At 66.9% G+C, this 14,373-nt stretch carries 16 protein-coding genes; 5 read left to right on the top strand and 11 right to left on the bottom strand.

Translation table 11 applies throughout. The annotated features are described in order from the left end of the window. The first annotated feature begins 10 nt into the window (after positions 1–10). Entirely contained in the window at positions 11–973 is a 963-nt protein-coding gene (locus H0B43_RS21795) for a helix-turn-helix domain-containing protein (RefSeq protein ID WP_185726046.1), read from the top strand. 117 nt (positions 974–1,090) lie between these two features. Continuing rightward, positions 1,091–2,080: an amidase gene (locus H0B43_RS21800; protein ID WP_312033678.1), complete on the top strand. Its 990-nt coding sequence runs from the start codon at positions 1,091–1,093 to the stop codon at positions 2,078–2,080. A gap of 16 nt (positions 2,081–2,096) precedes the next feature. On the opposite strand, the gene H0B43_RS21805 is transcribed toward H0B43_RS21800, so the two are convergent. From H0B43_RS21805 to hpaC, 4 genes are read right to left on the bottom strand one after another with little or no spacing between them, the layout of a single operon-like run. Beyond that, a complete protein-coding gene (locus tag H0B43_RS21805; RefSeq protein ID WP_185726045.1) occupies positions 2,097–3,368 on the bottom strand; it encodes an amidase in 1,272 nt (423 codons plus the stop codon). Beyond that, entirely contained in the window at positions 3,365–4,915 is a 1,551-nt protein-coding gene (locus tag H0B43_RS21810) for a cation acetate symporter (RefSeq protein WP_185726044.1), read from the bottom strand. Before H0B43_RS21810 ends, H0B43_RS21805 begins: the two co-directional genes overlap by 4 nt. Before the next feature lie 3 nt (positions 4,916–4,918). Then, the gene (locus tag H0B43_RS21815) at positions 4,919–5,212 is read right to left on the bottom strand and encodes a DUF485 domain-containing protein (RefSeq protein ID WP_185726043.1); all 294 of its coding nucleotides are present in this window, start codon (positions 5,210–5,212) and stop codon (positions 4,919–4,921) included. Positions 5,213–5,214: 2 nt separating this feature from the next. Continuing rightward, the gene (gene hpaC / locus H0B43_RS21820) at positions 5,215–5,808 is read right to left on the bottom strand and encodes a 4-hydroxyphenylacetate 3-monooxygenase, reductase component (protein WP_185726042.1); all 594 of its coding nucleotides are present in this window, start codon (positions 5,806–5,808) and stop codon (positions 5,215–5,217) included. A gap of 225 nt (positions 5,809–6,033) precedes the next feature. Here hpaC and H0B43_RS21825 point away from each other — a divergent pair, with 225 nt between their 5' ends. Continuing rightward, positions 6,034–6,657: a response regulator transcription factor gene (locus tag H0B43_RS21825; protein ID WP_185726041.1), complete on the top strand. Its 624-nt coding sequence runs from the start codon at positions 6,034–6,036 to the stop codon at positions 6,655–6,657. Positions 6,658–6,687: 30 nt separating this feature from the next. Here the strand turns inward: H0B43_RS21825 and H0B43_RS21830 are convergent, their stop codons facing one another. The 7 genes from H0B43_RS21830 to H0B43_RS21860 are packed head-to-tail and all read right to left on the bottom strand — an operon-like array spanning position 6,688 to position 12,295. Continuing rightward, entirely contained in the window at positions 6,688–7,647 is a 960-nt protein-coding gene (locus tag H0B43_RS21830) for a PDR/VanB family oxidoreductase (RefSeq protein ID WP_185726040.1), read from the bottom strand. Positions 7,648–7,674: 27 nt separating this feature from the next. Next, on the bottom strand, positions 7,675–8,415 hold the full coding sequence (locus H0B43_RS21835) for an SDR family NAD(P)-dependent oxidoreductase (protein ID WP_185726039.1): 741 nt from the start codon (positions 8,413–8,415) through the stop codon (positions 7,675–7,677). Between the two features lie 27 nt (positions 8,416–8,442). After that, the gene (locus H0B43_RS21840) at positions 8,443–8,946 is read right to left on the bottom strand and encodes an aromatic-ring-hydroxylating dioxygenase subunit beta (protein ID WP_185726038.1); all 504 of its coding nucleotides are present in this window, start codon (positions 8,944–8,946) and stop codon (positions 8,443–8,445) included. Next, positions 8,936–10,222, bottom strand: coding sequence for a Rieske 2Fe-2S domain-containing protein (locus H0B43_RS21845; RefSeq protein ID WP_185726037.1), 1,287 nt, complete (start codon positions 10,220–10,222; stop codon positions 8,936–8,938). The genes H0B43_RS21840 and H0B43_RS21845 overlap by 11 nt, the downstream gene beginning before the upstream one ends. A gap of 11 nt (positions 10,223–10,233) precedes the next feature. After that, positions 10,234–10,731 carry a nuclear transport factor 2 family protein gene (locus H0B43_RS21850; protein WP_312033677.1) on the bottom strand — a complete coding sequence of 166 codons (498 nt, stop codon included), beginning with the start codon at positions 10,729–10,731 and terminating at the stop codon, positions 10,234–10,236. Continuing rightward, on the bottom strand, positions 10,728–11,105 hold the full coding sequence (locus H0B43_RS21855) for a hypothetical protein (RefSeq protein WP_185726036.1): 378 nt from the start codon (positions 11,103–11,105) through the stop codon (positions 10,728–10,730). The genes H0B43_RS21850 and H0B43_RS21855 overlap by 4 nt, the downstream gene beginning before the upstream one ends. 29 nt (positions 11,106–11,134) lie before the next feature. Then, a complete protein-coding gene (locus H0B43_RS21860; RefSeq protein WP_185726035.1) occupies positions 11,135–12,295 on the bottom strand; it encodes an acyl-CoA dehydrogenase family protein in 1,161 nt (386 codons plus the stop codon). 198 nt (positions 12,296–12,493) lie between these two features. Here H0B43_RS21860 and H0B43_RS21865 point away from each other — a divergent pair, with 198 nt between their 5' ends. Together H0B43_RS21865 and H0B43_RS21870 are read left to right on the top strand one after the other, a co-directional pair. Continuing rightward, positions 12,494–13,999, top strand: coding sequence for a PAS domain-containing sensor histidine kinase (locus H0B43_RS21865; RefSeq protein ID WP_185726034.1), 1,506 nt, complete (start codon positions 12,494–12,496; stop codon positions 13,997–13,999). Between the two features lie 100 nt (positions 14,000–14,099). Beyond that, positions 14,100–14,369 (top strand): hypothetical protein, encoded by a 270-nt coding sequence (locus H0B43_RS21870; RefSeq protein ID WP_185726033.1) that lies wholly within the window; start codon positions 14,100–14,102, stop codon positions 14,367–14,369. The last annotated feature ends 4 nt before the right edge of the window (positions 14,370–14,373 follow it).

Raw genomic sequence — 14,373 nt, forward strand, 5'->3', positions numbered from 1 at the left:
GTGATCGAAGGTGCGTCTCGGTGGTGAACACGCCCGTCCGGGCGACGGGCAGTTCGAACACTGGCGGCAGGCCGTCTCCACCGCCTTCGTCCCGCTCGCCGTGGTGTCCACGGCCGAGGACGGGGCGGCGAGATTCACCGGGACCCTCCGCACCACCGCGCTCGGCGGGTTGCAGCTCAGCGAGGTCGGAGGACGGGCGGTGGACGTGCGGCGCACCCGCACGTCGATCAAGCGCTCCGACCCCGGTCTCGTGAAGGTGGGCCTGCAATTGTCGGGTCGCGGCGTCATCGTCCAGGACGATCGCGAGGCCGTCCTCGGCCCCGGCGACTTCGCCGTATACGACACGAGCAAACCGTACGATCTGCACTTCGCCGACGACTTCAGCATGTTCGTGCTGATGTTTCCCCGCGAACTGCTGCGCATCGCCTCACGCGAACTCGGCACCGTGTCGGCGCGCCGCATCCCCGGCAGCACCGGCATGGGCGCGCTCGTCTCACCGTTCCTGAAAAATCTCCACCACGCCGTGGTGACCGGCACGATGCCGACGACCCCCCTCGTCGAGGACGCGGTGGTCGACCTGCTCAGCGCGGCGGTGCAATCGGAGGCGCCCGCCGACGCCGCGGCGCCCGGCGCGACGATGCTGTTGCGCGTGAAGTCGTTCATCGACGCACACCTGAACGACCCAGCGCTCGACACCACCACCGTTGCGTCCCACCACCATGTGTCGACGCGGCACCTGCAGAAGATGTTCGAGGCCGACGGACACACGGTCGCCGGATGGATCCGGCACCGCAGGCTCGAGCTGTGCCGGCGGGATCTGAGAGACGACCGATTCCGGGACGACAGCATCGGAACCATCTGTGCCCGTTACGGTCTCGTCAACTCGTCACACTTCTCCCGGCTCTTCAAGGACACGTACGGGGTCTCGCCGCGAGCTTTCCGCGAACAGGAACCGCTCTCGATCAACGTGTGAGGTCGGCGGAAATTCGCTCGCGCCGCGATCGCACAGGCCGACGCCGACCTCGGCGCCCTGACGCTGCCGCTGTTCGATCCCGCACTCGGTCATGCACCCGACGGTCCGCTGGCCGGGGTGGATCACGAACTGATGTCCCGATTCCGGTCCGCGGGCCTGGTGGCGTTCGGCCAGACCACCGCACCGGAATTCGGCCTGAACTTCGCGACGGAACCGGTGCGCTACGGTCCGACCCGTAATCCGCGGGCGCCGGACCGCGGCGTCGGCGGTTCGAGCGGGGGTTCCGCGGCGCTCGTGGCCGCCGGGGCGGTTCCGCTGGCGCACGGCAACGACGGTGCCGGGTCGCTCCGGGTGCCGGCCTCGTGCTGCGGCCTCGTCGGCCTGAAACCGAGCCGCGGCCGAATCCCGTGCGGCCCACTGGTCGGCGAGGCCGGCTTCGGGCACATCTACGAGTTCGCCCTCACCAGAACGGTCCGCGACACGGCGAATCTACTGGATGCCGTCGCCGCCCCACCGGTCGGTGAAAAGTACTCGGCACCGGCGCAGTCCGGCTCTTACGCCGACGCGGTCCGCGTCGACCCCGGCGGCCTGCGGGTGGCCCTGACGACCGCGCCCTGGGGCGAGACGTCGGTCGATCCGCAGGTATCGGCGGCGACGGTCGCGGCCGGTGCGATCCTCGAGTGGATCGGCCACACGGTGACCGAGGATCGTCCGCAGTTCGACGGGGAGGATGTCGTCGAGGCGTCGATGCTCACGGCGGTGTCCACCGGCGCCGCGATCCTTCGTGCGCCGCGCAGGCAGGATCCCGCTCTGCTCGAAGCGGTCTCGCGAACGGTGCTCCAGGAAACCCAGGCATTCACCGCGCTCGATGTCGCCGCAGCGCTCGACGCGCAGCATCGGGTGACCCGTTCCATCGGACTGTCACCGTTCAATCTGTCCGGGCATCCCGCGATCAGCCTGCCGCTGGCGCTGAGCCGCGAAGGCCTCCCCATCGGCGTCCAACTGGTCGCGGCCACCGGCAGAGAAGATCTGCTGCTGCAGGTGGCCGCGCAGGTGGAGCAGGCGGTGCCGTGGAAGGATCGTCAACCGTCGATCTTTGTCGACTGACGCCCTTCCGTCGGTGTCAGAGCGCGGATTCCAGCCACACCGCGATCTCGAACAGGCGCTGCTCGGCGCCGGGACGGCCGATCAGCTGCAACCCGAGGGGAAGCCCTGCGCTGTCGCGCTTTCCGGGGATGGTGACCACCGGCAGACCCATGGCCTGCCACGGGCGGCTCAGCACGGGCGTACCCGTTGCGTCGTGGCCGTGCGGCGCGGCGCCGAGCGCGGCGGGTCCGAGGACTGCTTCGTCTTCGTCCAGCGCCGACAGCAGCGATTGCCGGGACTCGCGTATTCCGGCAACGGCTGCAGCGTAATCCGCGCCGGCGGTCTGTGCCCCCGTCGCGAACAGCTCGGCGAGGGGTGTACTGATCTTCTCTGGCCGCGCCGCCTCGGCCTCGCGTTCCCGGGCGGCTTCGTACGCCATCACCGTGTGATGGTGTTCCGTCAGCGAGACGATGGTCGGGGCGGCGTCGAGTTCCCGGCACTGCACACCTGCCTCCGCGGCAGAGGCGGCGGTCTCCCTGAGTGCCGCGGTCATCTCCGGGGACACCTCGCCGAGTTCGACGCCGCTCCACAGGCGAAGCCGGTGCGGTGCGGAGGCTGCGAGAGCGGTTGCACGTGTGCCGTCGCGCAGCGCCGTCCACGCGAAGTGGAGGTCGGACACGGTGCGCGCCAGCAGGCCCAGCGAGTCGAGACTGGGGCTCAGCCCGGTGATGCCGCGGGTCGAGAATTCGCCGTGCGCGGTCACGAATCCTGCGACCCCGCAGAACGATGCCGGTCGTGTCAGCGACCCCGCGGTCTGGGTTCCGAACGCCAGCGGAACCATGCCCGCGGCGACCGCGGCCGCCGAGCCGCTCGAAGACCCACCGGGCGTGTGCTCGACCGCGCGGGGATTGCGGGTCGGGCCGGGTCGGAAATACCCGAATTCGGTGGTCACGGTCTTGCCGAACGGGATTGCGCCGACCGCGCGCGACCGCGCGACACAGTCCGCGTCCGTCGTGGCCGGCACCGCACTGCGCAGCCCGCTGCCGCAGCGCGTCGGCATACCGGCGACGTCGATGAGGTCCTTGACGCCGACGGGAACGCCCCACAGCGCGCCGCCCGGGCCGCCGTCCTGGATCCGGGCGGCCGCAGACCGTACCGCGTCGGCGTCGAGGTGAGCCCAGGCCTGGATCGTCGGATCCAGGTCCGCGATCCGCGCGAGTGCCGCCTCCGCCACGTCGATCGGCGTCGTCGAACCCGCCGACAGCTGCTCGGCCAGGTCCCGAAGCGGTGACCGCAGATCCGTCTTCATCGCGTCACCGCCACCGTGTCGTCGCTGGTCGTCTCGATCTGTCCGGTGAGCGCTCGGGTGCGCATCACGGTGAACAGTCGATCGGCTCGTGCCTTCGTCTCCCCGGACGGCGCCGACAACAGTGCGACGACGACGGACACCGCCAGCGACAGGGGTGCCACCGCGAGCGCCGGGTTCGAGAACCCGAGAACGGAGTCCGGTCCCTGCACCACCGGGCTGAGCAGGATGACGGTGACCGACAGCACCAGACCGACCACGATGCCGGAGATGACCGCACGCGCCGTCATCCGCTTCCAATACATGGTCAGCAGCAGGGCAGGCAGGTTCGCGCACGCCGCGATGGACATCCCCAGCGACGCGAGGAACGCGACGTTCTGCTTCTGCGCCGCGAACGCGATGGCGACACCGATGACGCAGGTCGCCACGGTCGCGACGCGGGCCGCGCGGTGCTGCGCCTTCGCCGACACCGACCCGTTCCGGATCACCTGCCCGTACAGGTCGTGTGCGATCGCACCCGACGTTGCGATCACCAGCCCGGACAGTGCGGCCAGGATCGTCACGAACGCGACGGCCGCGACGAACGCCAGGAGCACACCGCCGCCGACGGTTTCGGCGAGCTGCGCGACCGCGAGATTGCCGCCCCGATTCTCGGATTTGATCACGTCGATGCCGACGAGCTTCGCGGCACCGTACCCGAGCACGGGAACCAGGAGGTAGAAGGCGAAGAAGATCCAGATGGCCGTGTACGCCGACGTCCGCGCCTGCTTCGCGTCCGGAACGGTGAGGAACCGGATCATCACGTGCGGAAGACCGAGCACGCCGAGGACGAGTCCGACGGTCTGCGACAGCTGGTCGAAAGATGCTGCACCCGAGGTGCGCTGCGGTGCGACGAAGGACTGGCCGAACTCCGCCAGGGCGGTGCTGAACGGCCCGAACGGGTTGAAGTCGAATCGCACCAGCACGAGAACGAACAGCACCACGGCACAGACCATGAGGAGACCGGTCTTGATGATCTGGATCCAGCTGGTGGCCAGCATCCCACCCACGAGCGTGTACGCGGTGGTGAGTGTTCCGATGATCAGGACGGCCACGGCGTAGTCGAGGTCGAACAGCAGCGACACGAGGAGTGCGGCACCGACCAGTTGCGACACGAGATAGACCACGCTGATCACGACCGTGCTGACGGCCATCATCGACCGCACGTCCTTGCCGGGGAACCGGGTGGCCAGGACATCCGCCAGCGTGAACCGGCCGAGGTTGCGCAGGGGTTCCGCGATCAGCAGCATCGCGAGCACGAACGCGACGGGCACGAAGACCGCGAGGTAGAAGCCGTTGAAACCGGTGAGCGCGATCGCGCCGGTGACACCGAGAAACGAGGCGGCGGAGATGAAGTCGCCGGCGATCGCGACGCCGTTCTGCCGGCCGGTGAGACTTCCGCCCGCGACGTAGTGATCGGCGGCGGACTTGTTTCGCCGCGATGCCCACGCGGTGATCATCAGGGTGACCGCGACGAGTGCGGCGAAGAGGGACGCTGAGACGAGGTTCATGTGTTATCCCTCCGCCTGGACAGCGATGCGCGAGTCGAGGTCGGCGGCCCGCGTCATGTAGTACCGGGCCACGACGATGGCGACGACGAACTGCGCGACCGCATAGAGCCACGCCACCGTCACTCCGCTGAACACGACACCGTCGAGAACCGAAGTGAAACCGCCGAGGACCGGCAGCGGCAGGAAGAGCACGAGAACCAGGGCGCTGAGTCGGAAGGCGAGGGCGGCACGGGTATCGGCGAGCATTCGTAACTCGGAGACGGGCACGTGGGGGTCGGGCGGTGACGAGGTGACCATGTCTATTTTCCTCCGGCTGGAACGGGAACGAGGGCGGGCGTGACGGTGATCGGGTCGGACCATTCGTCGTAGAACAGCCAGTCGGGTGACTCGACGGGGACCGACAGCCGATGGAATTTGCGCTGGAAGTAGACGAGACTGTCGCCCTGGTCGCGGGTCTGCACGCGATCCAGTTCGACGAACATCACCGAATGTGACCCGACGATCTTGCTGTCTGCGATCCGGCCGGCGAGCACGACGTGGGCAGCCCGCAGAATCGGCACTCCGCCGCCGGTGTCGTCCTCCCAGATGTCCCAGGCGAAGCGGTCCGCCATCGCGACTTTCGTCGCCCCCGCGAAGTGCATGGCCAGTTCCTCGTCGTCGCCCGAGAGCACGTTGATGCACACCCTGCCGTTCTCCCGGAACACGTTGTGCATCGCGCTGTTCCGATTGACGCAGACGAGCGCCGTGGGCGGGGAGTCGGACACCGAGCAGACGGCGGTCACCGTCATCCCACAGCGACCGGCCACACCGTCGGTGGTCACGATGTTGACAGCGGCCGGCAGATTCGCCATCGCCGCGCGGAAGGCCAATTGCATGGCAGAGAGTTCGGGCATTTTCAGCCTCCATCAGTCGGAACAGGAAGTGTGTCTTAACAGTGCGTCCGTCTTCCCCCGAGAAGAATATGACGCACGTCATGCGCTGGAACAGTGGCGGCGACGCTACTTTCTCGCAGTAAGTCGCCTATCCGCGTAGGGGATTTCTTCAGTTGCCTATCGCTTCCGACACCGCCGGTGTTCACTGGACGGAAGAAGCAGGCAGTCGTCTCGAGGCAGGATGCAATGGAGCAGCAGGAAACGCGGGTCTACATCGTCGACGACGATCAGGAGTTGTGCGCATCGCTTGCGTGGCTTCTCGATTCGGTCGACATCAAGGCGGAGTCCTACTTCTCGGTGCACTCGTTTCTGGAGGGCTACCGGCGCGACGTCCCGGCCTGCCTCGTCCTGGACGTCCGGATGCCGGAGGTCGGGGGATTCCAACTCCAGGAGGTGCTCCTCGCGGACGAATCGCCGATACCGATCATCTTCGTGTCTGCGCACGGCGACATCAAGATGTCGGTGCGGGCGCTCCAACGGGGCGCGCTCACGTTCATCGAGAAGCCCTACGATCCGCAGCACATGCTCGACGTCATCCAGGACGCGCTCCGGGTCGCGCGCCAACGATTCGGCGAAACCCGCACGAGAACCGAATTGCAGGCCCGGATCGACGCGCTCACGGCTCGGGAACGCGAAATTCTCGCGCTCGTACTCGACGGATTGCCGAGCAAGAACATCGCCAAGGAGCTGGGCATCAGCGTGAAAACTGTCGACGTGCATCGCACCCGGATCAAGGAGAAGACCGGGGCCGACAGCATCGCCGTCCTGGTGCGCGACATCCTGCAGGCCGGAATTGCCGTTCCGCGATAGCTTCTCGCCGTCGAACGATGGGGAAGACCCTCACGGAAGTTCGACGACGAGACGCCCGGATCGAGCGCGCGACACACACGCCGCGATTCTGTCGCCGGCCTTCCGCTCGCTCTTGGTGAGGCAGTTGTCCCGATGGTCTGGCTCGCCTTCCAGCACATCGAGGACACAGGTGCCGCAGATACCCTCCCGGCAGGACGTGTCGATCTCGATGTCGTTCTCCTCGAGCACCTCGGCGATCGACTTTCCGGCCGGCACGTCGAACACCTCGCCCGTGTCGAGTTCCAATTCGAACGCCGTGTCTTCCCCGGTCGACACGGGTGCCGCGGCCTCGAAATGCTCGAAGTGCACCGAGTCCTCGCCGACCGCCGCTTCCGCCAACTGGCGGACCCGAGCCATGAAACCTTCGGGGCCGCACGTGTAGACGTGCGTCGCGGCGGATGCGTCCACCAGGATCTTCTCCAGGGCCGAGAACTGGTCGTCGCGCGTCAGACCGAAATGCAGGTGCACGTCACGGCGGAAGTCCGAGGCCTCCAGCAGTTCGACGAAGGCCGCCTGCTCCCTCGCCCGGGCGAAGTAGTGCAGTTCGAACCGGCGTCCGTCCCGGTGCAGTGCGAAAGCCAGGCTCAGCATCGGTGTGAGGCCGATGCCTGCGGCGACCAGGATGTGCCGATCCGCGTGCTCGGCGACGGCGAGCAGCGTGCGCGGCCGGCTGATCCGCAACTCGCTGCCGAGCGACACCTGGTCGTGCAACGCGGCCGAGCCGCCGCGCGGGCCGGTCTCGCGTTTGACTGCGACAACATAGGATTCGGGTTCGTGCGGCGGGCTGCACAGTGAGTATTGAGTGAGGACGTCCGTCGGTCCGAGGATGTCGATGTGGGCGCCCGCCGGATAGGGGTCGAACGGGGAACCGTCCGTGCGAACCAGTCGGAAGGACTTGATATCCGGTGCTTCGTCGACGATGTCCGCGACGGTGACAGTGAACATGCTCATGGTGATCCTTCTCGTCGCGCGGACGGGTTACCGCATATACAGGCCGCCGTTGACGTCCCAGCAGGCTCCCGTGACCGAGGCGGCCGTCGGAGACGCGAGCAGGGCAACCGTCTCGGCGATGAAGTCGGGTGAGCCCAGGGTGCCCACCGGAATCGTGGTGACAATCGCGGCGAGCTTGTCCGAGGGCACCGTCTCCCGCACCACCGGGAGGTCCAGCGGCCCGGGGGAGACGGCGTTGACCGTCACACCGGACGGCGCGAGTTCGCGTGCGAACACCTTGGTCAGCGTGCCGACGCCGCCCTTCGCCGCGGCGTAGTGGGCGCCGGTCGCGGTGCCGCCGTTCTGGCCGGCGAGCGACGCGACGTTGACGATTCGGCCGTATCCGCGTTCGGCGAAATGGCTGCCGAACACCTGACAGCCGAGGAACGCCCCGTTGAGGTTGATCTCGACGATGTCCGAGAATTCCTCGGGCGCGATGGCCATCAGCGACCCGGTCTGCGACCGGCCCGCGTTGTTGACGAGAACGTCCGCCCCACCCCAGAGGTCGACGACCAGGTCGCGCACGGATTCGAAGTTGGCCTTCTTCCGGACGTCGAGCGGTGCGGCGACGGCAGTGGTACCGGAGGCATCGAGCTCTGCGGCAGTCTCTTTCGCCGCGGCCTCGTCGAGGTCCGCGACCACCACTCGATATCCGCGGTCGTGCAACTGTCGGGCGATGGCGGCGCCGAGCCCGCGCCCAGCGCCCGTGACTACTGCGACATGATCCATGTCGAACTCCAATTCTGGGTGGGAAGGTCAGAGGAGGTAGCCGGACGCGTTGACCGCACCCTGCGAGTTGACGAGCCGGATCACCTTCAGGTCGAGTCGTGGTCCGGACTCGGTGTAGCGAATGCGGTGGGTGACGTCGGCGGCGAGGGTCTGCTGTTCGTCGCGCTTGAATCCGACGAGGATCTGCGCGGACCGCAGCGTGACCGAGTCATCGGTTCGCTCCTCGACCGTGAAGCGCGACAGCGTGCGGACGGTCCGGGCCGCGGCCAGCGCCGACATGGAGTAGCCGGACGTCAACCGTTCGATGCGCATGCGGCGCATCCGGGTGTCGTCGTTGACCATGTTGAGGGAACCGTCGAAGTCGTCGGTCTCCGGATCGATGGGAATGATGTACCGGCCGCTGTCGGTCCAGAGGGCGTCCCAGCTCTGGTAGTCCTTGGCATCGAGGAGTGCCGCTTCCTGCCAGACGAGTTCGATCGCCTGGAGCACCCGCGTGTCGGACAACTGGGCGGTCATGAGGTCAGTGCTCATCGTTCATCATCTTCTTCCACATTGCGTATGCCTCGCGCATTCCGGTCTCGTCGGTGACGTGCGACGTGCGGTGTCCGTTACTGTCGAGCCCTTCGCGGTTCAGGCCGCGGTTCACCATGATCGGCATTCCGGGGGCACCGCGGGATCCGCGTTGGACCCGGTCCCACGCCTCGGAGTCGTCGGGGCTGCCGAACCCGAACGGGCCCTGGAAGTGTTCGTGGATTCGGAGGCGTTCCCGGTTGACGATCTCCGGTCCGCCGTCCATGCCGAGGGCGATGTGCCGGATCTCGGTCTCGTCGACGGAGATGGGCCGCAGGACGCGGAAGAACGACATCGACATCGCGACGTTGGGGAAGATGTTGAGATTGAACCCGGCTCCGTGCATCGAGCGGACGATGCGGCGGACCTGGTCGGCGGGCATCGTCTTCGACAGCTCGTCGACGATGTGGTCGAACCGCGCCTGAATCTTCTCGCTGCCGTCGTCGTGGTCCAGGTCGACGTGTTCGGGGACCATGATCGCGACGCTGTGGCCGTTGCCGAGCGCATGCGTTACGGCGTTGTCGTCGGTCATGAAGGACAGCATGTCCGCCGTCTCGGCGTCCACGGACGACATCCACGACCGGTGCACGATGGGAAAGTGGTAGCCGTCGGTGGTGTTCTCCAGCTGGATCTTCCAGTTCCCGCGGAACCGGAAGCAGTGTTCGCCCTGGGTCTTGATGGGGTAGCCGGCGCCCTGCTTCATGAACAGGTCGATCCACACCTTCGCGTCGCCGAGGAACTCGTCGAGGGGTTCGACGTCGGGGTTGAAGCTGGCGAAGATCATCCCGGCGTACGACTCCACCCGCAGGCTCTGCAGGGGCAGGTCCTTCTTGTCGAGGTCCTCGTCGTAGCCGTCGGGGTAGGGGATCCCGCGTAGCCGACCGTCGAGGGCGTACGACCAGCTGTGATACGGGCAGGTGAACCCGTTCGCCTTGCCCTTGGGGACCTCGCACACGCTGGCTCCGCGGTGCCGGCACCGGTTGAGCAGGACGTTGAAGTTCCCCTTGCGGTCGCGGTTGACGATCACCGGCTGCCTGCCGATCGTGGCCTGCTTGAAGCTGCCGGCCTCCGGGATCTCGCTTTCGTGCGCCACCCACACCCAGGTGCGGTAGAAAATCTTCTCGAGCTCGGCCTCGAAGATCTCCGGGTCGGTGTACAGCGATCCGGCGACCCGGTCGTCGTCGGCGAGATCCGCGAACCGGGTGTCGGTCGCGGTGGGGTCGAGTGAAGTGGTCATCACGTTCTCTTTCAATTCGATTCGAGCAGTCGCGTCGCCTCGTCGAGGCGTGTCACGAACAGCTTCTCGGTCGTGAAGTGCTTGATTCGGGCGGTGCCGACCCGGACTTCACAGTCGGCGGTGACACGGGCAACGAGTAGTTCGGCCGATCCGTCGGCATATCGCGACAGCTGCTGCATGATCCACCGCCCCCGGGCCGTGGTGTCGTCGACGTCGATCTGCTCGCTTCCGAGAAGATGCACGTTGTTGCGGAAATGCGTGCTCGGGGGGAGATATTCGGCGAGCATCTCGACCACCGCGTCGCGGCCTTCCCGCTTGCCGAACTTGCCGGAGTAGGCGGCGCCGAGTCCCTCCCAGACCGTGTCGTGAGTGAAGAGGGAGGCGAGCTCCCCGAGGGAAAAGTTCACGGACGGAACGTCGCACAGCTCCATGTACCGGCACATCACGCGGTGCACGGCCGCGCGCTTCTCGATGCGCTCGATCGCTTCCGCGGAGTCCAGTCCGCTCACACGTTCAGATCGACGTCGTCACGGACGGTGAGTGCACGGCCGATGCGGGCCTCGATCTTCGCGTACCGCCACAGCGTGTACTCGCCCACCGTGGTGGTGCGGAAGAGGTTGCAGACGGCCTTGACAGTCTCCTGGGTGTCGACGTCGGCGAGGATGTAGCACGTCCACGGCCAGCCGTCCGACGGCCCGACCATGTGACTGTCGTCGTCGATGTCCCCGATCACCCGGACGCCGGGTGTGTCGGCCACCGCGTCCATCATCCCGGAGAACGCCTTCCACACCAGCCCGCCCTGGCCGGTCGGCAGGTCGAAGAAGTTCTGGTTGATGCCGATGCAGAACAGGACCCGCAACGGTGCGGTCTTGGTGTCGCTCATGATCGTCTCCTCGAGTCGAAATGGGGTGGTCAGATGAAGCCGGGGAAGGGCGGAATGTTCATCAGCACGGCGCCGGCGCTGTCGTAGATGCCGTCCCCGAGGAATGCGTGCTGCGGCGGAACGAGGGCCTCGCGCATGTAGCGCTGCATCGCGTTGCCGTCGTAGATCGCGCCGGTGCCCGACAGTTGGAACGCGGTGTGCACGGCGGACGCTCCCGCCTTGGCCACGTGCGTCGAGGACAGCCGGAGCAGCGCTGCAAGCCGGTCCGGGACCGGATCACCGGCGACCACCGTGGCATACGCCTCGTCGGTGACCTCGTAGAAGAAGGCGCGTGCGGATCGCAGCGTCGCCTCCGCCTTGGCCAGGTCGATGCGGTAGTAGGCGCGGTCGGCGAGCTTGGGCGCTCCGGTGATTCCGGTCCGTCCCGCACCGACCTCGAGCGCGTGGTCCAGGGCGGCACGGCCCACTCCGAGATTGACGACGGCCAGCACCTGCGCGGCGTAGGCGATGGACGGATAGCGGTACAGGGGTTCGTCCACGGTCGGGATTCCTCCCCGGATGAAGGTCCATTCCTCGGGGACGACGACCCCGTCGACCTTCAGTTCATGGCTTCCGGTTCCGGACAGTCCGACGACGTCCCAGTTCTCGACGATCTCGACGTCCTCCGGCCACAGCAGTGCGGTGCGCGGTTTTCCCGCGGTGGAGTCGCCGCCGCGGATTCCGACGCCGAGGATGTCGGCGCCCTTGCAGCCGCTGGCGAATTTCCACTGACCGGTGATCTTCAGACCACCCGGCACCTGCTCGGCGGGCTGGACCGGAAACAATCCGCCGGCGAAGACGAGGTCGGGGCTGTCCTTGTACAGCTCCGCCTGCGTCGCGAGCGGCAGCGCGGCCAGATAGACGAGAGCGGAGCCGAAGCTCGCGACCCACCCGGAGGACGCATCCACCGCGGAGATCCGTTCGATCATCCGCAGAAACTCGCTCGGCGGCAGTGCGTCGCCACCGAACTGGCGGGGTGTCGCCGCGCGATAGATGCCGACCGCCTTGAATTCGTCGATCATGTCGCGGGGCACGAATTTCTGTGTGGCGAACTCCTCGCGCCGCACAGCGATGTGCTCGAGGACGTCCTCGAACGACAACGGTGTGCCCGCAGTGGTGTCCGCCGTGTCCAGGGTCGGTGCGTTGGTCATCGAATACTCCGATCGACGCGAAGTAGAAGGGGTGAGGCGTGTTTCGTCTGAGTTCCACGCTATTGAGCGCGTCCGTGTCGCTCAATCGGTGCTTCCCCCCGCACCCGTGCAGAGATGTCGCCCCGGACTGAAGGAATTCCCTATCGCGTCCGGCGTCGGATCGCTCAGTAGACTCGGATCGAGCCGAAGGAGGCTGCAGTGTCCGATCTCGCGCCGTCCGACTACGAGCGACTCGTCGAGTCTCTCCGCTACTGCGTCCTGGTCCACGATGCGGCGACCAAGGACATCCTCTGGGCCAACCGGGCCGCGTCGGAACTGCTCGAGTTCACGGTCGAGGAGCTCAAACCGCTCAAGGCGCCGGACATGAGTTCGCGCGCGAAACGTTACCGGCGATCGGTGGGACGGCGATGGCTCCAGGAGGCGGTCGACCGGGGAGTCGCCGTCACGGAATGGGCGTATCGCGCGAAGAGTGGGAGAGAAGTCCTGACCGAAGCGATCGCGGTGCGGGTCGAATTGAACGACCGGACCGTGGTCATGGTGCAGTTCCGCGACATCGAGCAGGAAGCGTCGATGCGCCGCGACCTCACCCGCACCGAGGCCGATCTCACCCGGACCGAGGCCCGGCTGTCGGCCTTCCTGCGGAACATGGCCGAGGGAATTCTCGTGCTCGACGACGACAGCCGGATCACCTATGCGAGCGAGGCGGCGTCCCAGCTCCTCGAAATGCCGGTGGCATCGCTTGTCGGCGAACGTTTCACGGAGTTCTGCCGCGCCGGGCAGTCGCGGGAAAGTGTGCGACGGGCTCTGGAGCTGACGACCGTCGAGGGCGGATCGCAGGGTCTGCGCTACGAGGTCGAACTGCCGTCCGAGCAGCTCCGCTGGCATGCGGGCAGCTGCCAGCACATTGCCATCGAGAACGACCTGAGTGGCCACCTGCTGCTCTTTCACGACGTGACCGAACACGTGCACACCGAACAGGAGCACGAACGGGATTCGCAGTACCTCAATTACCTCGCCCGCTACAACGCGATGGGCGACATGGCGATGGCGATCGCGCACGAACTGGCGCAGCCGCTCGCGGCCGCCACCAATTTCGTCGCAGGAACGCAGAGCCGGCTCGGCGACGGCGAGGCCCGACACGACGAGGTGAGCTGGGGGCTGCGGGAGGCGCGCAAGCAACTCGACCGGGCAAACCAGATCGTGCGGAGCCTCCGCGAATACGTGACGCAACTCGAGGAGTCGCAGCAGACCGTCGACGTCAACGACATCGTCGACGAATGCGCCTATTTCATCGACATTCGCGCGCGGCAGAAGGGCGTTCGCGTCGAGTACCTCCGTGCGAACACGGACGTGTCCGTCGTGTGCGAGCGCGTGCTCACCGGGCAGGTCATCCTGAACCTGTGTTTCAACGCGATCGACGAGATGGCCGAATGGCCGCCGGCCGAGCGTGTCGTGACCGTCCGCACCGAGGCCACCGAGTCGGCGGGCGTCGTCAGCGTCGAGGACCACGGCAAGGGCCTCTCGCACATCCCGGACGGGCGAATCTTCGACGGCGCGTTCACCTCGAAGTCCACGGGCCACGGCATCGGGCTGGCGCTGAGCCATCGCATCATCACCCGTCAGGGCGGCACGCTCGACGCGCGGGAGAACGACCCGCACGGGGCCGTCTTCACGTTCACGTTGCCGATCGACCCGAACCGGTGAGCGGCCCGGTGGCCGTGCGGGTAAAGGTTTCTCGCCTTCCACCGGGCACCACCCGGTTCTAGCGTGGTACGAAAGATCGCCGCGGCCCCGGAGGTATCTCGTGGACTACTCGCATCACCATCGGACATTTCTGACCTGTTACGCCGACACCCACCGTTACGGGTGGCACCACGTCGACCTCTTCGTCCACGACGAGGACGGAAACGAGGTGAACTGGGTCCACTGGCAGGTGCGGGACGATGGACCGGACGGCGCCGACGCCGCCACCGCGCGTGTCGAGCCGAACCTGCGGCGGACCACCGACTGGCAACGCGGAATCAGCGCCGACGGCAGTGAATATTGGATCGCCGAGGCGGCATGGGCTCAATGACCCT

The sequence above is a fragment of the Rhodococcus sp. 4CII genome (assembly GCF_014256275.1).
In the GTDB taxonomy this organism is placed as follows: domain Bacteria; phylum Actinomycetota; class Actinomycetes; order Mycobacteriales; family Mycobacteriaceae; genus Rhodococcus_F; species Rhodococcus_F wratislaviensis_A.

What these genes read in the sequence shown, in the direction of transcription:
- H0B43_RS21805 (WP_185726045.1), bottom strand. Translation starts at nt 3,368, where the DNA reads ATGAAGACGGATCTGCGGTCACCGCTTCGGGACCTGGCCGAGCAGCTG.
- H0B43_RS21810 (WP_185726044.1), bottom strand. Translation starts at nt 4,915, where the DNA reads ATGAACCTCGTCTCAGCGTCCCTCTTCGCCGCACTCGTCGCGGTCACC.
- H0B43_RS21815 (WP_185726043.1), bottom strand. Translation starts at nt 5,212, where the DNA reads ATGGTCACCTCGTCACCGCCCGACCCCCACGTGCCCGTCTCCGAGTTA.
- hpaC (WP_185726042.1), bottom strand. Translation starts at nt 5,808, where the DNA reads ATGCCCGAACTCTCTGCCATGCAATTGGCCTTCCGCGCGGCGATGGCG.
- H0B43_RS21825 (WP_185726041.1), top strand. Translation starts at nt 6,034, where the DNA reads ATGGAGCAGCAGGAAACGCGGGTCTACATCGTCGACGACGATCAGGAG.
- H0B43_RS21830 (WP_185726040.1), bottom strand. Translation starts at nt 7,647, where the DNA reads ATGAGCATGTTCACTGTCACCGTCGCGGACATCGTCGACGAAGCACCG.
- H0B43_RS21835 (WP_185726039.1), bottom strand. Translation starts at nt 8,415, where the DNA reads ATGGATCATGTCGCAGTAGTCACGGGCGCTGGGCGCGGGCTCGGCGCC.
- H0B43_RS21840 (WP_185726038.1), bottom strand. Translation starts at nt 8,946, where the DNA reads ATGAGCACTGACCTCATGACCGCCCAGTTGTCCGACACGCGGGTGCTC.
- H0B43_RS21845 (WP_185726037.1), bottom strand. Translation starts at nt 10,222, where the DNA reads ATGACCACTTCACTCGACCCCACCGCGACCGACACCCGGTTCGCGGAT.
- H0B43_RS21855 (WP_185726036.1), bottom strand. Translation starts at nt 11,105, where the DNA reads ATGAGCGACACCAAGACCGCACCGTTGCGGGTCCTGTTCTGCATCGGC.
- H0B43_RS21860 (WP_185726035.1), bottom strand. Translation starts at nt 12,295, where the DNA reads ATGACCAACGCACCGACCCTGGACACGGCGGACACCACTGCGGGCACA.